Genomic DNA, 17097 nt, shown 5'->3' on the forward strand with positions numbered 1-17097 from the left:
CGTGCTATGCTGGCCTGTATGAGCTTTGTGGAGGGCATAGCGCGCGACGCCCTGGTGGGGGCACACCGCGATGTGGGGAAAGGCCGCCGTCTCTTCCTGTTGATTGCCGGGCTGATGGCCTTGGTTCATCTGTTGACGGTGCATCCCTATCTGCGAATCTCCACCGAAACCGCTGGCCTTGAAGCCTCGATCGCCCAGAAAACCGCCATTCTGGACGAGTTGGCGCCAGAATTGGAGCAACTGGCCCGCCTGCAAAAAAACAGCCGCGAAGCGCTCAAGAGCACTCTCGAGAGAGCCACCACAGCAATGATTAAGGACTTCAAAAGGCTGGGCGAGGACATCAAGGCCTTCCGCGACGGATCAGCCCTGCCTGACACCCAGTCCCCGGCCGGGCTGGGCGGCCAGATCGAAAACGCCGACGAGGCAACCCGGCAACGCTATGAAGAGCCGGCCGCGCCGCAATCGGCAGCGTCTTTCGATCAGTTCCAACAGATGCGCGCGCCAGAAGACTTCGACATCCCTCAGCAGATGGCCTTGGGCAGTCAGCGGCCCGGACCTGGCGTAAGCCGATCAAGCGAGCCGCCGCCGCAAGTCTACATTGACGCGACCCTTCATGACATTCTGTCCAGTACGGAGACGAACAGGCAGGACACAACGGCTCTAATGTCGGCCTATGCCGAGAGGATGATCGTGAATCCGGCCTACGAACGGGCGCATAACAACTGGGACCGAAACATCCGGCCGCCCTATCTGGCCGCTCTGGACAGCGCGGCTGCGGCGGCGCGCAAGGCTGCGTCGGCACTGCCGGAGAACAGTGAGGCTCTGGAATCAGCCGCTGTGGCCATGGAAAACGAAAGGACAGCGGTCGTAAATCTGGTCATCAGCCCGGATCAACGACTGGACGAGACCTTTGAATCAGACTGGTGGGGTACCACCGGCGGCAAAGCTGTCTTCGCTGACGCAGTTGTCAGTACGATTGCAAAACAACTGACCGGCGACGAACTGCTTGCCCAACCCTTCGCCGCCGTCGGCGAATCTTTGAACAGGCAGGAGGCTGTGCGAGCCTCTTTGCTCGAAAAGCGTGACGCCCTGGAACAGCAATTCACCGAGCAACGGAAGCAGTTAGCGGCACTGGCCGGCGCCTCCGCCGTCGTGCCCATCGACCTCAGAAGCTTCATCAGCCTTTTCCCCCTCGTCCTGGGGTTGGTGCTGGGCCTTGCCATGCTGCGGGTTGGACAAGCCAGGCGCGAGGCGGCCCAGGCCCTGGAGGATCTGTCTTCCATCGCATCCTCCGATGAACGCGACTCTCACCTCTGGCTCGGTCGACGCGTCCTCGGGGGGCGTAGCAACGCCGCCGCGCCCAGCATCGAAACCGGGCTCGTAACCGGTCTTGTGGTGATTTGGATTGTCTGGTCGGCCGTCTCGGTTCTCAACAGTCCGTTGGAACCACCGATCGGACCTGCAGTTTCCGCCCTCCTGGGAAGCGCCATCGTAGTGATTGCCGCCGCTTGGGACATCCGTGCCAGCCGAAAGCTGGCCGCAGCCGTCACCGCAGAGGCTGACCCCGGGTAAACACAGGCAGGCTGCGGCTATTCTTTCTTATGGACCGTGATCGCCTTGCCATGACCCGCGCCCTTCCAGAAGTCATAGAGCGCCATGGCTGTCACCACAACAACGACAATGATCAAGTCGATCTCCCGCACCCACCAGATGAGAATGCCTAAAAAGGCAACGAAGAGCGCCATCGACAGCAGAGCCAGCAGCTTATCAATCAGGGGCATTGCAAAGCCTCCATACAAAGGACGGCGATGAGGATGTTCATAAACAGTCAACCCTTCGCCTTGGCAAGTTCATCCATCAGCCAGCGCGCACTGCGCAGCAGGCGGGCATCGTCGCCACGCCCGGCGACCATCTGCACGCCAATGGGCAGGCCCGACGAGCCCTGCAACAGGGGCAGCGTGATGGCCGGGGTGCCGCAGAGGGTCCAGAGTGTGCAAAACGTCGGATCGCCGGTCGCATCGAGCCCCTCCGGCGCCTCGCCGACAGCCGAGGGGGTCAGGATGGCGTCGTAACGTTCGAAGATCTCGGCGAGACCTCCGTTGAGGACATCGATCCACTCCTCCGCCAGCGCATAGTCGACGGCCAGGACCCGCCGCCCCTCTTCAATGGCAGCGCGCATGACATCGCTGAGCTGATCTCTGCCTTTCTCATAATAAGGCGCGAGGTTCTTCGCAAAGCCGGCCATCATCAAGAGCCGCTGCAGGTCATGGGCACGGTCAAAAGCCGAGGGCAGCGGCACCTCATCGCAGGCATCGCCCAGGAAGTCGCTCAGTTCCGCAAGACCGTCCTTTGTGTCGGCGTCCGCCGCATCCCAGGTCGGCCCCTTCACCAGGGCGAAGGAGGGTTTCACCGGCGGTGCCGAACGGGCTGCCTCCAACAGACGCGGATGGGCCATCGGCCGCGTGGCACTATCGGCCGGGTCGTGGCCGGCGATGACATCGACCAGCAGGGCTGCATCCTCGACGCTCTGCGCAAAGACGCCGACGGTATCCAGCGGCGGCGACTGAGACAGCAGGCCTTTGCGCGAGATCGTCCCGTGGCTGGGCTTGTAGCCGACGACACCGCAAAAAGAGGCCGGGCGGATGACGGAGCCGTTGGTCTGGGTGCCGACCGCCAAGGGGACCTGCCCCGCCGCCACGGCGGCTGCCGAACCGCTGGAAGAACCGCCGGGTGTGCGGTTCGGGTCATGCGGGTTATGGGTCTTGCCCGGCGCATAGAAGGCCAGTTCGGTACTGACGGTCTTGCCCATGATGACCGCCCCTGCCCCGCGCAGCCGCGATACCAGAGTCGCGTCTTGGCGCGGGCGCCGCCCGGCATCAAGCGGCGTCCCGTTTTCGGTCGGCATATCGGCCGTATCGATGATGTCCTTCAGGCCGACGGGAACACCGTGCAGCGGGCCCAAGGGACGGCCGAGGCCGCGCTGATCATCGCGTTCCTGTGCCTGGCGCAGGGCGTACTCGGGGTCCAGATAGGCCCAGGCCCGCACCGCTTCACCTTCTGCGGCGATCCGGTCGAGATAGCCACGCACCAGATCGAGCGAGCGCAGGCTGCCGGCGGCGATCTCCGCCGCTTGCTCTGTCGCGCCGCTGCGCCGTTCCGCTGTCATCTGGTCCAAGTCCCGCTCTCCAGCCAGTTAACCGTAGAAGTACTCGGGCAGGAACAGGGCAACGCCCGGGAAGTTGTACATAATGACCATGGCCACCAGGATCATCGAAAGGAAAGGCAAGACGCCCTTGAAGATCGTCATGAGCTGGACATGCGGCGGGGCAACACCCTTCAGGTAATAGGCCGCCATCGCCATGGGCGGCGTCAGGAAAGAGGTCTGCAGGTTGAGCGCCACCAAGATGCCGAAGAACAACGGGTCGATTCCGAAGAATGGCAGCAGCGGCAAAAAGATGGGCACGAAGATGATGATGATCTCCGACCACTCCAGCGGCCAGCCCAGCAGGAAGATGATCAGTTGGGCCATCAGCAGAAATGCGAGGGGCGAAAGGTTCAGACCCAGCACGAACTCGCTAATCAACGTTTCTCCGCCGAGGTACGAGAATACGGAAGAGAACACCCAGGAGCCGACGAAGAGCCAGCAGACCATCGCCGAGGTCCGCACCGTCAGATAGACGGACTCACGCAGACGTTCCCAGGTCAGCGAGCGGTAAGCCGCGGCCAGGACCAGGCCGCCGAGAGCCCCGATCGACGCAGCCTCGGAGGGTGTCGCGAGCCCAAAGAGAATCGCGCCCAGCACCGACAGAATGAGAAAAGCCAGCGGGAAGAAGGAGGTCAGCAGCATCAGCACAACCTTGCCGATGCTGACGTCTTCAAATTCATCCTCGCGCGGCTTCGGTGCGAGCTTCGGATTCAAGACCGCCCGCCCGACTACGTAGAGCATGTAAAGGCCGGCCAGCATAAAGCCGGGAATGATGGCCCCCGCATAAAGCTTCACGATGGAAACATTCGAGGTCGCGGCATAGACGATGAGCATGATGCTGGGCGGGATCAGGATGCCCAGGCAGCCACCGGCACAGATGACGCCCGAAGCGAAGCTGGCGTCATAGCGGGCCTTCAGCATCGCCGGAAAAGCCAGCATGCCCATAAGCGTGACCACGGCACCGACAATACCGGTCGCCGTCGCAAACATGGCGCAGGTCGCCAGAGCGGCCACAGCCATGGAGCCCGGGATGCGGCGCGCCGAGATGTAGAGCGTATGGAACAGGCGATCGACGATGTTCGCCCGTTCCACTATGTAGCCCATAAAGAGAAATAGCGGCACCGCCGTTAGCACATCATTGGCCATGACCGAGTAGGTCTGGTTGACGAAGAGGTCGAAGATCCGGTTGTCGAAGATCGTGCGCATCCGCTCCGGGTCGTAATAGGCGTAGTAGCCGAAGCCCACGCCCATCGCCATCAGCGTGAAGGCAATCGGGAAGCCGAGAAGAATGACGATGATGAAGATGCCAAGCATCATCACCGCAACTTGAGGGTCAGTCATCGCGGCGCTCCAACGGCTTCACAATATCGATGGCTTCGGAAGAATGGTGCAGGATGTCCCGCTCATGCTCGCGCAGGAGCACGTCCTCCATCTCCTCCACGTCGTCTTCGCTGTGCTTCGGCCATTCGTTGGTGCGCATGCAGATGACGCAGCGAAAAACCTGGGCGATGCCCTGGATCAGCAACAAGATGCCAGCGGCGATGATGACGCTTTTGAACTGGAAAATCGGCACGTTGGCCGGGCTCATGACGCTCACCTCGGTGTAGCTCCATGATCGTGCCGCATATTTCCAGCCTGCCAGAATAAGCGCGATCACACCGGGGAAGAAGAAGATGAAATACAGAATGAACTCAATCAGTGCCTGGGTCTTGGGCTTCAGCAGGCGGTAGACGAAGTCACCACGCACATGGCCGTCGCGCGACAGGGTGTAGGCGCCCGCCATCATGAACAGAGTGCCGTACATCATATAGCTGACATCAAAGGCCCAGGATGTGGGGTCGCGCAGCACATAGCGCACGAAGACTTCGTAGCCCACGCCGAATGTCATGACGAGAATCAGCCAGGCAAAGGCCTTGCCGAACCACGCCGAAACCTTGTCGGCAAAGATGATGTAGCTTTCCATGGCGCGCCCCAGAAGTATTTCGGCCGGGAGGACTGCAGATCCGTTCTGCTTATGGTGAGGGCGGCACGCGAGAGTGCCGCCCTCTGGTCCTTAAGGGTAAAATCGACGTCTCTTAGAAATCGATCTTGCCGGGGAAGTAGTGCTGATAGGCCAGCTTGTAGTCGGCCGAGTTCATCAGGTCGTAGAAAGCGACCCGCTCCGCCCAGGCCTTCTGGCTGTCGACGACCTTCTTGAAGAAGGGATCTTCGACCAGACCTTCGAGCACCTTGTCCCAGGAGTCCAACTGGGCCTGCATAATCGAGGTGTCCGTGCGATAGACGTTCACACCGTCCTCGTTGATCAGCTTCTGCAGATCCTTGGAGTAGGTGTCCATGGCAAGCCCGTAGTTCGCCGTATTTGTGGCTTCAGCCGCGTATTCGAGGATCGCCTTCTGCTCGTCCGGCAACGAGTCGAAGCGCCGCTTGTTGAAGATGATCTCGAAGAATTCGGCGGCCTGATGGTAGGAGCCCATGTGATAGTGCTTCGAGACGTCCTGCGCACCGAACTGGCTGTCCGCCGTCGGGTTGTTGAACTCGAAAGCCTCGATCACGCCGCGCTCCAGGGCCGGCACGATTTCACCGCCCGGAAGCTGGGTCACCCTGAGGCCCATGCCCTGCATAATGTCGGTGGCCAAACCCACGGTGCGGTACTTCAGGCCTTGCATTTCGTCGGCGCTCTTCACATGACGCTTGAACCAGCCCAAGGGCTGGGTCGGCATTGGCATGGCAAAGAAACCAACCAGGTCGAGCTTCAGGATATCCTGCACCAGCTCCTGATACAGCTCCTTACCGCCCCCGTAGTGGATCCAGGCCAGGATCTGCGAGGCATTGGCCCCAAAGACCGGGCCGGTCCCGAATAGAGACGCCGACTTGTTCTTGCCGTACCAGTAGGCCGTTACCGTATGCGCCGCATCCAGAATGCCGTCATGACAGGCATCCTGAACCTGGAAGGCCTTCACGACTGCGCCGGCCGGCAGGTAGTCGATCTTCAGGCGGCCGCCCGACATCTTGTCGACGCGTTCTGTGTACTGCTTGGCCATATCGCTGAAGATCGAAGCGGCACCCCAGGAACCCTGCATCTTCAGGGTCACGGTTTGCGCCCTCGATACCTGCGGCATGGCAATCGCGCCGGCTGCGGCACCGGCGGCAACCGCCCCGCCGGTAAGCAGCTTGCGGCGTGAAACGTTCTTGGTCTTCGAACTTTTTTCCACGGAAATCCTCCCTGTTTTCAACAATTCAGAGGGGCAAATCACTTCGGCAGCGCCGCACCCCTCCGACTCGGTATGATCCAAAAATCGGCCGTTTCGTTCGTCTATGAGAATTCTTCGGCCCTTACAGCGTCACCTCACTCAGCGAAGTCGCAACTGGCTCATCACAACGATGCCGCCGCCCACTCTCAGGCAAAGCGCACCATTGGCTTGGGCGGGTCAAACCGCCGGAATCATAATGGAATGTCTGAAGCCGACAAGGCAACCGGTCAGCAATCATCGACCTGCCGAAATTCACGGCCAAGTCTCATTCCTCCCAAACGTTCCATCTCACGGGCGGCTTTCATGCCGTCTTCGCTTTGGCACCGCAGAGTGTCCCGGAGGGCGAACCAATTGCCCTGCCACAATGCGGAAACTACTTCCATTATGCACAAAACGGATAGTGGGTCACGAAAAATCTCGCTAAGTCAATGGTTTGCTTGCCAGACCAATTTCTCCAAACCAATCCGGCAGACGCGTATCATCGCGCGCAAACGACCGGATATCCCTTCGCCGAAGGCCATACTAGGCCAGATTCAAGGGACAAGTCCAAATCACGCTTGCGCGAAGCGGAAGGCAGATTGGCCTCAGCGGCCTAACCCAGCATGCGGGTTCGTTCAGGATCGAACAGCGGCTCGGGCTGCAGTTTCGCACCGCGGCGGTCGCCGAGAATCTCGATTTCGAAGGATCCGTTCTCGTGTTCCAGAGCGGCGGGAACATAAGCCAGAGCGACAGAGCGGTCTGCCGCGTGGGCGTAGCCACCGGAGGTCACCCAGCCGACAACCTCTCCGTTGTGCCAGACCGCTTCATCACCGCTGACGTCGGCACCGTCGGCATCCACAGTCAGGGTCACAAGACGCACCTTTGGGCCGTTTTCACGGTCCTGCAAAACTGCATCACGGCCAACGAAGGCGTTCTTGCGCAGATCAACGAAGCGGTCCAGGCCCGCCTCTGCGGGCGTGTAGATCGGCCGGTACTCACGCGCCCAAGTACCAAAGCCCTTTTCCAGGCGCAGGGAATCCAGCGCGCGCAGGCCGAACTGACGCAGGCCCAGGTCCGCGCCGGCGCTCTGAATCAGCTCGTAGAGATTGAGCTGATAGTCCGGCGACACCCATATCTCGTAACCCAGGTCGCCGGTGAAGGAGATGCGCCCGACCCAGGCCGGGATCATGCCCAGGTCCATGCGCCGGAAGGACATGAAGGGAAAGGCTTCGTTGGAGACATCTTCCGCGGTCAGCCGTGACAGCAGTTCGCGTGACTTCGGACCGGCGATGGAGAAGCCGACCAACTCGTTGCGCAAGGATCTCAGGGAAACATCCTGCTGCCGCCCCTCCCCCTGTAACTGCCGTTCGAACCAGCGCAGATGGTAGTCCTCTGCCGCACCGGACCCGAAGATGAAGAATTGCTCAGGGCCGGCCTTGGCAACGGTGAAATCGCCGATCAGCTTACCCTGGTGATTGAGCATCGGGGACAGCACGATGCGCCCTTCCCGCGGCATGCGGTTGGCCAGGATCTCGCCCAGCCAGCCCTCGGCGCCGGCGCCGGTCACCTCGTACTTGGCGAAACCCGAGGTCTCGACCAGGCCGACGGCCTCCCGCACCGCTTTGCATTCCGCCTTCACCGGCTCAAAGGCGTTCGAGCGGCGGTAGGTGGGTTCCTCGATCGGCTCGGCGCCCTCGGGCGCGAACCAGAGCGCGTACTCCAGGCCATAGCCGGCACCGAAAACCGCATTCTCCGCCTTCAGCCGGTCATAAACCGGGGTCGTGCGCAGCGGACGGGCTGCCGGCAGTTCCTCGTTCGGAAAGGTGATCTTGAAGCGCCGTCCGTAGTTTTCCCGCACCTTGGCGTTGGTATAGGCCATGGTGGCGAAGTCGCCGTAGCGCGCCACGTCCATGGCGAAGATATCCAGGCCCGGGTCGCCGTCGGTCATCCAGTTGGTGAGGGCCAGGCCGACGCCGCCGCCCTGGCTGAAGCCGGCCATCACGCCGCAGGCGACCCAGAAGTTCTTCAGGCCGCGCACCGGACCGACCAAAGGATTGCCGTCGGGCGCAAAGGTGAAGGGGCCGTTGATCACCTGCTTGATGCCGGCGTTCTCCAAAGCCGGAAAGTGATCGAAAGCGACCGCCAGGTTGTCGGAAATGCGGTCGAGGTCGGGCTGCAGCAACTCGTGGCCGAAGTCCCAGGGCGTCTGTTTTTCCGACCAGGGCACACCGCCTTGCTCGTAGGTGCCCATAACCAGCCCGCTGCGCTCCTGGCGCATGTAGATTTCGCCGCCGAAGTCGATGCAGTGCGGCAGCTCGGTCTCACGACTCGCCACCTCCGGCATCTCGTCGGTCACCAGATACTGGTGCTCCATCGCTAGAATCGGCAGCTCGAGCCCCACCATGCGGCCGACTTCCCGGGCCCAGAGCCCGCCGGCATTGACCACATGCTCGGCCTGGATGCTGCCCTTGTCGGTGATCACCTCCCAACCGCCGTCGTGCCGCGGCTGCAGATCGGTGACGCGGGTGAAACGCTCGATCTCCGCGCCGCCGATGCGTGCCGACTTGGCATAGGCATGGGTGACGCCTGAGGGATCGATGTGCCCCTCCAGCGGATCATAGAGCGCGCCGACAAACCGCTTTTCGTTCAACAGCGGGTGCAGAGCCTTGGCTTCGGCGACCGAGATGAATTCGCTGTGCAGGCCCAAAACCCGGGAGCGGCCCTGGGCGACCTTCAGGTAGTCGAGCCAGCTTTCTGAATCGGCCAGCATGAAACCGCCGGTCATGTGGACGCCGCAGGACTGACCGGAAATCTCCTCGATCTCCTTGTAGAGGTCGATGGTGTAGCGCTGCAGCTTGGCGACGTTGGGGTCCCCGTTCAGTGTGTGCATGCCGCCGGCGGCGTGCCAGGTGGACCCGGAGGTCAGCTCGTCGCGCTCCAGCAGGACCACATCCTTCCAGCCCGCCTTCGTCAGGTGATAGAGCACGCTGCAGCCGACAACGCCGCCACCGATGACGACGACCTGAGCATGAGATTTCATCTGCCTGTCCCTGTACCGAATATTTTTGATCGCAAGGCACAGCAGCCCGAGGGCCGGCAGAGCCTTCAGGTTTCACAGATAGCGGGCAAATCCGGGGGTTTCAGGCCCGCCAGCGACAGCCTATGACGCCGAGTGACCGATTACTGGCGAGACGGCGCTTTAGACGCCGACCGCATCGGCATAGCCGAAGCGCCGGGCGACATCGGCGGTATAGCGGTCGATCTGGAGAAGCTGTTTTTCGGTGAAATCCGGCCGGTAGTAGCTGGGCATCCGCATCAGCTCCGCCGCCTCGGCCACCAGATGGGCGGAATTCGGCAGGCGGCAATGGTCGCAAACCTCGCGAAGCACCTCGAAAGGCTTGCTGCAGAGGTCTTCGAAGCGGACGACCTTGACGGCTGCGGCCAGAGCCGGATTGGCGGCGAGGCGGTCCGCCAGAAAGCCGTGCAGGCTGGCCCAGTAACGCGCCCAGCCCTCGACCTCATCGCCTTTCTCCCAGGCCGCCAGGACTGCGGGCATGGCGCCGTCGCCGACGTTGACCGGGCGCCGGTCCAGGCCGAACTCGAAGTGACCGATGCGGCGCATATGATCGAGGGCCCGGGGGTGACGCCGCTCGCCTTCACAGAACAGGCGGTGCTGCTTTGCGAGAGAGGCAATCTGTCCGACCGGCGCGCGCAGCGGCAAAACAAAGCGGGCCTCGGGGAAAACCTTCAGAAGATACTCCAGGCGGGTGACGTTGTAGTTGGCTTTCGCCAGGTAGCGCGCGCGTCCACGCACCCGCAGCAGCTTGCGGATGTGATCGGCATAGAAGCCTTCGAAGTCCGGGTTGCCGGTTTCGCCGTCGAGCACGTTGCAGACCGCGGGGTCGTGCAAGTCTTTGAAAAACGCCATCCAGAGCACCTCCTCGAAGGCTTCCGGGCTGTCTGGCGAAACGGCTATCCCGTCCGCATGGCTGCGCTCCACGGCAATGTTCTGACGCTCAGGTACAAAGCCGAGGAAACGGTTCCAGAGAAACGGCGTGAAGAGAAAGGGGTAGTCCTTGTAGCGATGACAAGCCACCGTTGGATGCTTGGCCAGCACCTCCAGCAGAATGGTTGTGCCGGAGCGCGCCAGGCCGCTGACGAAGATCGGCTTGTCGATCGCGGTGTCGGCGATGTCATCGGCCCGCAGCCGCGTCTCCCCCTCACCCAATTTGATCCAAAGATCGCGATGACGATCCACGAAGCGGCCGAGATGATGTACCCAGGGCGTTACCCGAAAACCGGCGTACCGGTCCCCAGCATTCCTTTCATCGCCCTGCTGTTCATCGGCGTTACGGTTGCTGGCGCTCGAACTTCGGGGTGCCATGGCGCTAGACCAGCCGGAAAACGATCTTGATCGCCAAGGAAGCTGCGATCAGGGCGCAGAAGAAGACCACTTCCCAGCCGCGCAGCCAACCAGGGCCAAGGCTCAGGACCTCCTGGCGCGGCAGGGCGATCTCGATGCGCTCCAGGGTGCCGTCCGTCGGCAAATAACCGAGCGGATTGGCAATCAGGGAGTTCCACCACTGGCGTTTGTGCAGGCTGGTCACGGCGGCATCTATGTCCAACGTATCGACCACCCGCTCGGCAGCATCGACGACCTGGATACGGGGATGCTCGGCCACGGTGGTGCCAGCTGCCCTGTCTTCCGGCAGCCAACGCGCCTCCAGACCGCTGGGTTCGACCCGCAGCGGGACTTCCGAGACCGGCTGCGGCAGAAAGTAACCGTAGGCCCCGCTGAGCCAGACGATCATGAACAGCACCGGCAGAGAGGCCAAAACCGCCGGCCCCAGCACGAGGCCGAGCTGTGCCATTGAGCTTCGGAGCATGCGGCCGATCAGCGGCATCGCCTCACTTAAGCTGCCGTCGTGGCCATCCAGTGCCACCTTCGCCTCCTGCGCCGAGGCTTTAACCCGGCGCAAGCGTTCCTGAGGCGAGAGCAAAGCGTAGAGCGCCATGGAGATCGAGGCCCCGACAAGCCCCCAGACCGCAAGCCGGCCTGCGGCCGGCAGCAGCGGCACCAAGGCCTGATCGAGAGAGGTCAGCAGCGGAGACGTGAGATCAAAGAACCCGGTCATGGAACTACGGGAGGAATGCTTTTACTTCTGCCTTGCGGTTTCTCCGGATGGTCAATCAATCCGCGGTTCCCGCGCTTTCGCGACTCCCGTTTCCGGAGGACTTTCCGCGGCCTGGGCAACAGGTGCCTGACGATTGCGGCGCAGCAGACGCCGGAGCGGCCAGATCAGCAGGAAGAGAAGTGCGGCCGCAATGGCCGCGAAGACGCCCCAGAGCGCCCCCAGAAGAGAAAGCCCGGCGCCGGGCCCGATGTAAGCCGCAGCCGGCATCACCCAGGCGAAAACCAGCGCCAACCCGATGCCGGCAGCAGACAACCCGTTTCGCTTCATTGGAGACTCCCTTGTTGTTCACGTTGCATCAGGGTTTCAAGAAAATCCGGCTGCAGATCCTCCGCGGCGGTCCTTTGCCCCCAGGAGACGATGGGCAGGATCACCTCCTCGGTCCGTTCCGGATGCTGCGCCCTGATCGGGTTGATGAACTCCCAGACGATGCGGCCATCCTGCGTCACTTCAAAGAGACGCCCGCCGGTCGATTCGGTGATCAGGGTGTTCCCGTTGGGCAGCCGCTGCTGCGCCGCCCGGACATTGCTTTCGAAGGGTTGTTCGGCACTGCCGGCATAGCGCCAGACCTCCGCCGCGGTCATGGGGTCGATCTCGATCACCCGCGATCTTCCGCCCGGCCCGAAGTTGCCGACGTTGTCGAACAGCAGGATATTGCCGTTCGGCAGCACGTCCGGATCATGCTGACCCAGCCAGGTGCCGCGCAGGGCCCAGACGATCTTCTCCTGCTCCAGGTCGAGAACCGCGATGGTGTCGATATCGCGGAACGACAGCAACACCTGCCCCTCTTCCGCAAAGGGCAGCACCGCGGCATCGGCAGCATCGATGACATCGATGTTGTTGGTATGAATGAAATCGTGCTTGTTGAACCAGGTGACCCGGTCAAGCAGACGCGCATAGTCGGAGTTCACCAGCGCATCGAGGATCGACACCCGCTTTTCTTCTTCGCCGTCCGGCGACAGCACCACGACAAAATCGTCGAGACGCGGAACCGTCAACTGCGGGAAACCCTCAAAGGTCTTGTCCCGCATCTTGTGGATCAGCGTATAGACGCGTCCGTCCGCAGCCACATCCAGGTCGTGATGGGTCTGGCCGAGGTAGGACCAGATGACATTGGAGTCTCGGTCCAGCTTCACCATGCCATAGCCCCAGGGCGTGTCCCCGGTGGCGACAAAGAGCGCCAGCAGGTCGCCGTTCGGCAGCATCTTGGCCTTGCGCCAGTAAGTGAATTCATCGGGCTGCGGATCTTTCACCGGCGACTCTTCGGACCAGATAGCGCTATAGGGCAACTGCCAGGAATGAACGAGCATGCCGTCCATAGAGAACAACAAGGCCTCGCTGCCGTGGCCTGAGGTGTAAAGCGTGTAGCCTGGGAAAACCGCGCCGGCTTCATGGATCGTCACTCCCTCTTCCGGGCGCCGCTCCGGCGCCCAGAAATCCGAGGCCAGGGGATCGCGCGACTGTTCGATCTTCGCCAGCAGCGCCTCGCCGCCCCGATAGGCGTCGCTCAGGGGCTTCGCGGGGAAGACATTGCTCAGCATGACAAAGGCGCCGCCGAGAAAACTCAGGAACAGCAGCGCCAGCACGAAAGCCGGCAGGGCAATGCGGTCGATCAACGGCGGCGGACTGGGCTGCAGAGGGTTTGCCGTCCGCCCGGACTGCCTTTCTGTTGGATGCGCAGCGGTCTGCGAAGACAAGCCAATAGCCAAAGCGCCGGCCTTTCCTTCTCATGAGAGGAAAACGTCGTAGAGGCCCATCGGCCCAAAGGCGAGAGTCAAGATTTGGCCCGCCTGGGGAATGGACGCTCCGGCGGCCGGCTTTATTCCGGTTTCTGCGAACCGCGGCTTGTGTTCAAGATGTGGCGCGCTTCGCCTCTGGGCTTATGAGAGCAGCCAGGTCTCGACCGTCTTGCTGGCGACCATATCGGCCACCTTGCTGTCGAATGCGGCAAAGTGATCGCTTGCAAGATGCGCATCGAAGGCGGCCCGATCATCGTAGATCTCATAGAGAAAGACACGATCCGGGCGCTTGGGGTCGAAGCAGACATCAAAACGCCGGCAGGCCTCCTCAAGAGCAAGCGAGTTCTCGGCCTGCCGCTGGACGGCGTTTCGAAAGGCTTCTTCCGAGCCTGCCGAAATCTCAAAAACAACGGTGACGACGTACATCGGCTGGCCCTACCCAAATCGCTTGCGGAGCTCGGCGACCTGATCGGCCGTCAGATTGCGTATCGCCGCGCCCTGCAGCATCAGAAACAACTTTGCCGTCTCCTCAAGCTCCTCGGTGGCGTAGAGCGCAGTGTCGAGACTATTGCCGGCGACGACCGGCCCGTGGTTGGCCAGCAGCACCGCATGATGCTTGCCGGCCAGCTTGCCGACCGCCTTCGCCAGGGCTTCATCACCGGGCGGAAAGTAAGGCACCAGGGGCAGCCGCCCGACCCGCATGATGTAATAGGCCGTCATCGGCGGCAGGACGTCCTCGGGATCGATGCCGTCGAGACAACTGACCGCGACGGAGTGCGTCGAATGCAGATGAACCACGGCCCGCGCATCCTGACGCTCGCGGTACATGGCGATATGCAGAAACGTTTCCTTGGTCGGCTTGTCGCCGGAAACCCACGCCCCTTGCGCATCCAGACGCGAAAGCCGTTCCGGGTCGAGCGCCCCCAGGGAGGCGTTGGTCGGCGTCATCAGCCAGCCGCCGTCCTCGAGACGCTGACTGAGGTTGCCGGTGCTGCCGAAAGTCAGTCCGCGGTCATAGAGCGAGCGGCCGGTGGCGCAGATCGCATCGCGCAGTCGGCTCTCCTCGCTCATGACAACACATCCCAGGCTTTCACGAAGAAATCCGGCGTGCCGAAATTGCCGGACTTCAATGCCAGAGCCAGCGGCGGCGTTCCAGCGCTGCGGGTCCAAGGCACGCCCGGGTCGATTTCCGGCCCGATCTCCAGGGCCTGCAGCTTCAGGCCATTGACCACGGCGCCGGAGGTTTCGCCGCCTGCCACGATCAGGCGGCGCACGCCCTGCGCAACCAGACCTGCCGCAACTTCCGCCAAAGCGTCTTCGACCAGGACGCCGGCCTTATCGCGGCCCAGGGTTTCCTGCACCTGGCGGATACTGTCCGGCTCGGCTGTCGAGAAGATCATCAAGGGACGATCACGGTCCTGCTGCCGCGCCCAATCCAGCATGCCCGCAGGCGAAATTTTTCCCTGAGACAGTTCCAGGGGATCAATGCGGTAAGCCGGTATCCCGGCTTCTTGAGCCTGCGCCACCTGGCCGCGGGTGGCGGCAGAACAACTGCCGGCCAGGATCGCCGCCGGACCTTCAGGAGGGTCGAAACCGGCCAGAGGATCACCGCTCAGTAAGCCTTGGCGCCGGAAGTTGTCCGGCAATCCGATGGCGACGCCTGACCCGCCGGTAATCAGCGGCAAACCGGCAGCCGCTGTGCCGATGTCCCGCAGGTGCCGGTCGCTGATGGCGTCCACGATGGCGATCTCAACGCCCTCTTCGCCCGCACGGCCAAAAGCAGCCGCGATGGCCTCTGCCCCGGCTTCAACCGTTTCATAGGGGACCAGCCCCACCTTGCGCCGGGTCTGGCGGCTGAGCACCGAGACCAGATTGGGATCATGCATGGGTGTCAGCGGATGGTCTTTCAGCGGGCTGTCAGACAGCAGGCTGGCACCGACGAAGAGGTGGCCCTGATAGATGGTCCGCTGGGCGCCGGGAAAGGCCGGACAGGCCAGCGTGAAGCGGCAGCCCAGACGCTCCATCAACGCTTCCGCTACCGGGCCGATGTTTCCCTGGTCGGTGGAATCAAAAGTTGAGCAATACTTGAAAAAGAGCTGCCTGGCGCCGGCGGCCAGCAAGGCTTCTGCCGAGGCCAGAGATTCGGCCACCGCCTCTGCCGGCGGCGTGGTGCGCGACTTCAGTGCAACCACGACTGCATCGGCCTCCGGCAGATTGGCCGGATCCTGCGGCACGCCTACTACCTGAACCGTGCGCATACCGCCGCGCACCAACATGAGGGCCAGGTCCGTGGCCCCCGTCAAATCATCGGCAATACACCCGAGCAGCATCGTTCCCCCAAAATCACCGGTCGCCTGTCTTCTCTTGCGCGGCGAAACAGTTCACAAGCCGCTCCGTCCTGCACCCACCAGGCTGCCGCAGCCGTCCGAACGCAGCGCGCCGATTGATGCTGGTCAAAATGCATTCATTAATGTATGCATTCAAGTCTAATCGCTTGGTGGAGAGCGGAAAGTCGCCAGCCCCCGCGGCTTTGCGGGTGTTCATAGACTACCGGACAGCGCGCCTGACCGCACCACCTTTTGCCTGCAGAAGTCATCGGGAACCATGAATGGACAATCTTCCGAAGCTTGAAATCGCAGTCTTTGAGGGAGACGGGATCGGTACCGAGATCACCGAGCCCTGTCTCGATCTCCTGTTGGCGGCCAGTGAAAGCAGCGGCGGTTTCGAACTGGTCTTCAATCGGCTGCCCGCCGGCGCGGGCACCTACCAGCGGGAGGGCACGGCCCTGCCCGCTGAATCAATGGACGCCGCGCGAAAGGCCGATGCCATTCTGCTGGCGGCCATGGGGCTGCCGGACGTGCGCTATCCCGACGGCACCGAGGTGGCGCCGCAGTTGGATCTGCGCTTTGAGTTCGGACTCTATGCCGGGGTCCGCCCCGTACGCGGCTTGCCCGGCACGCCGGCGGTACTGGCTGACCCAAGGGCCGCGTCGCTGGATTTCGTGCTGATTCGCGAGTCGACGGAGGGTCTCTTCGCATCCCGCGGCAAAGGGGTGATCGACGGCGACCGCGAGGCACGGGATACCCAGGTGATCACCCGCCCGGTCAGCGAGCGGCTTTTCGATTTCGCCTTCGATCTTGCAAGAAAGCGCCGGACCGCCGGCAGCCCGGGCCGCGTGACCTGCGTCGACAAGGCGAATGTGTTCAAGTCCTTTGCCTTCTTTCGACAGATCTTCGACGAGCGTGCCGCGCTTAACGATGATCTGGAAGCCGAGCACGCCTACGTCGATGCGACCGCCCTCAACATGATCCGGCGACCCTGGGACTTCGATGTGCTGGTGACGGAGAACATGTTCGGCGACATCCTTTCGGACCTGGCCGCCGGGCTGATCGGTGGCATGGGTATGGCCCCTTCCGCCGACGTCGGCGAGGCGCATGCGGTGTTTCAGCCCTGTCACGGCAGCGCCCCGGATATCGCCGGCCAGGGCAAGGCAAACCCCACGGCCATGTTTCTTTCCGCGGCCATGATGCTGGAATGGCTGGCCGACAAGCATGAGGTCCCGGACTGTGCGCGCGCCGGGCTGGCGATCCGAAACGCTGTCGATCAGGCTTTCGGCGCGGGTGCTCTGCGGCCCTCCGATCTCGGCGGCGACGCGGGAACCCTGGCGGTTAGTGAAGCGGTGATGGCCGCCCTGCAAGATCCGCGGGTACCCACCGCTGCAGCAATTTGAG

15 protein-coding genes are annotated in these 17097 nt (G+C 62.4%); 2 read left to right on the plus strand and 13 right to left on the minus strand.

Going from position 1 to position 17097, the window contains the following annotated elements:
• The first annotated feature begins 6 nt into the window (after positions 1 to 6).
• Positions 7 to 1572, plus strand: a complete 1566-nt coding sequence (locus ACP146_RS12550) for a hypothetical protein (protein ID WP_422367097.1) — start codon at positions 7 to 9, stop codon at positions 1570 to 1572.
• Positions 1573 to 1589: 17 nt separating this feature from the next.
• On the opposite strand, the gene ACP146_RS12555 is transcribed toward ACP146_RS12550, so the two are convergent.
• From ACP146_RS12555 to otnK, 13 genes are all read right to left on the minus strand, one after another.
• Entirely contained in the window at positions 1590 to 1781 is a 192-nt protein-coding gene (locus ACP146_RS12555; protein ID WP_422367098.1) for a hypothetical protein, read from the minus strand.
• A gap of 47 nt (positions 1782 to 1828) precedes the next feature.
• Positions 1829 to 3166 (minus strand): amidase, encoded by a 1338-nt coding sequence (locus tag ACP146_RS12560; protein ID WP_422369648.1) that lies wholly within the window; start codon positions 3164 to 3166, stop codon positions 1829 to 1831.
• A 27-nt stretch (positions 3167 to 3193) separates the two neighbouring features.
• The gene (locus ACP146_RS12565; protein WP_422367099.1) at positions 3194 to 4546 is read right to left on the minus strand and encodes a TRAP transporter large permease; all 1353 of its coding nucleotides are present in this window, start codon (positions 4544 to 4546) and stop codon (positions 3194 to 3196) included.
• The gene (locus ACP146_RS12570) at positions 4539 to 5168 is read right to left on the minus strand and encodes a TRAP transporter small permease subunit (protein ID WP_422367100.1); all 630 of its coding nucleotides are present in this window, start codon (positions 5166 to 5168) and stop codon (positions 4539 to 4541) included. The genes ACP146_RS12565 and ACP146_RS12570 overlap by 8 nt, the downstream gene beginning before the upstream one ends.
• 112 nt (positions 5169 to 5280) lie before the next feature.
• Positions 5281 to 6417 carry a TRAP transporter substrate-binding protein gene (locus ACP146_RS12575; protein ID WP_422367101.1) on the minus strand — a complete coding sequence of 379 codons (1137 nt, stop codon included), beginning with the start codon at positions 6415 to 6417 and terminating at the stop codon, positions 5281 to 5283.
• 631 nt (positions 6418 to 7048) lie between these two features.
• On the minus strand, positions 7049 to 9475 hold the full coding sequence (locus ACP146_RS12580; protein WP_422367102.1) for a GcvT family protein: 2427 nt from the start codon (positions 9473 to 9475) through the stop codon (positions 7049 to 7051).
• A gap of 159 nt (positions 9476 to 9634) precedes the next feature.
• The gene (locus ACP146_RS12585; protein WP_422367103.1) at positions 9635 to 10819 is read right to left on the minus strand and encodes a sulfotransferase family protein; all 1185 of its coding nucleotides are present in this window, start codon (positions 10817 to 10819) and stop codon (positions 9635 to 9637) included.
• Between the two features lie 4 nt (positions 10820 to 10823).
• Positions 10824 to 11570, minus strand: a complete 747-nt coding sequence (locus tag ACP146_RS12590; protein ID WP_422367104.1) for a hypothetical protein — start codon at positions 11568 to 11570, stop codon at positions 10824 to 10826.
• Between the two features lie 51 nt (positions 11571 to 11621).
• The gene (locus tag ACP146_RS12595; RefSeq protein ID WP_422367105.1) at positions 11622 to 11897 is read right to left on the minus strand and encodes a hypothetical protein; all 276 of its coding nucleotides are present in this window, start codon (positions 11895 to 11897) and stop codon (positions 11622 to 11624) included.
• Positions 11894 to 13324: an arylsulfotransferase family protein gene (locus ACP146_RS12600; RefSeq protein ID WP_422367106.1), complete on the minus strand. Its 1431-nt coding sequence runs from the start codon at positions 13322 to 13324 to the stop codon at positions 11894 to 11896. The genes ACP146_RS12595 and ACP146_RS12600 overlap by 4 nt, the downstream gene beginning before the upstream one ends.
• Before the next feature lie 183 nt (positions 13325 to 13507).
• Positions 13508 to 13792 (minus strand): putative quinol monooxygenase, encoded by a 285-nt coding sequence (locus ACP146_RS12605; protein ID WP_422367107.1) that lies wholly within the window; start codon positions 13790 to 13792, stop codon positions 13508 to 13510.
• A 9-nt stretch (positions 13793 to 13801) separates the two neighbouring features.
• The gene (otnC, locus tag ACP146_RS12610) at positions 13802 to 14437 is read right to left on the minus strand and encodes a 3-oxo-tetronate 4-phosphate decarboxylase (protein ID WP_422367108.1); all 636 of its coding nucleotides are present in this window, start codon (positions 14435 to 14437) and stop codon (positions 13802 to 13804) included.
• Entirely contained in the window at positions 14434 to 15696 is a 1263-nt protein-coding gene (gene otnK / locus ACP146_RS12615; protein ID WP_422367109.1) for a 3-oxo-tetronate kinase, read from the minus strand. Before otnK ends, otnC begins: the two co-directional genes overlap by 4 nt.
• A gap of 278 nt (positions 15697 to 15974) precedes the next feature.
• Here otnK and ACP146_RS12620 point away from each other — a divergent pair, with 278 nt between their 5' ends.
• Positions 15975 to 17096, plus strand: a complete 1122-nt coding sequence (locus tag ACP146_RS12620; RefSeq protein ID WP_422367110.1) for an isocitrate/isopropylmalate dehydrogenase family protein — start codon at positions 15975 to 15977, stop codon at positions 17094 to 17096.
• The last annotated feature ends 1 nt before the right edge of the window (position 17097 follow it).

Source organism: Pelagibius sp., assembly GCF_965249265.1.
Lineage (GTDB): Bacteria > Pseudomonadota > Alphaproteobacteria > Kiloniellales > Kiloniellaceae > Pelagibius.

Excerpts from the sequence above, each read along its gene's own strand:
- ACP146_RS12550 (WP_422367097.1), top strand. The coding sequence starts at position 7 with ATGCTGGCCTGTATGAGCTTTGTGGAGGGCATAGCGCGCGACGCCCTG.
- ACP146_RS12555 (WP_422367098.1), bottom strand. The coding sequence starts at position 1,781 with ATGCCCCTGATTGATAAGCTGCTGGCTCTGCTGTCGATGGCGCTCTTC.
- ACP146_RS12560 (WP_422369648.1), bottom strand. The coding sequence starts at position 3,166 with ATGACAGCGGAACGGCGCAGCGGCGCGACAGAGCAAGCGGCGGAGATC.
- ACP146_RS12565 (WP_422367099.1), bottom strand. The coding sequence starts at position 4,546 with ATGACTGACCCTCAAGTTGCGGTGATGATGCTTGGCATCTTCATCATC.
- ACP146_RS12570 (WP_422367100.1), bottom strand. The coding sequence starts at position 5,168 with ATGGAAAGCTACATCATCTTTGCCGACAAGGTTTCGGCGTGGTTCGGC.
- ACP146_RS12580 (WP_422367102.1), bottom strand. The coding sequence starts at position 9,475 with ATGAAATCTCATGCTCAGGTCGTCGTCATCGGTGGCGGCGTTGTCGGC.
- ACP146_RS12585 (WP_422367103.1), bottom strand. The coding sequence starts at position 10,819 with ATGGCACCCCGAAGTTCGAGCGCCAGCAACCGTAACGCCGATGAACAG.
- ACP146_RS12590 (WP_422367104.1), bottom strand. The coding sequence starts at position 11,570 with ATGACCGGGTTCTTTGATCTCACGTCTCCGCTGCTGACCTCTCTCGAT.
- ACP146_RS12595 (WP_422367105.1), bottom strand. The coding sequence starts at position 11,897 with ATGAAGCGAAACGGGTTGTCTGCTGCCGGCATCGGGTTGGCGCTGGTT.
- ACP146_RS12605 (WP_422367107.1), bottom strand. The coding sequence starts at position 13,792 with ATGTACGTCGTCACCGTTGTTTTTGAGATTTCGGCAGGCTCGGAAGAA.
- otnC (WP_422367108.1), bottom strand. The coding sequence starts at position 14,437 with ATGAGCGAGGAGAGCCGACTGCGCGATGCGATCTGCGCCACCGGCCGC.
- otnK (WP_422367109.1), bottom strand. The coding sequence starts at position 15,696 with ATGCTGCTCGGGTGTATTGCCGATGATTTGACGGGGGCCACGGACCTG.
- ACP146_RS12620 (WP_422367110.1), top strand. The coding sequence starts at position 15,975 with ATGGACAATCTTCCGAAGCTTGAAATCGCAGTCTTTGAGGGAGACGGG.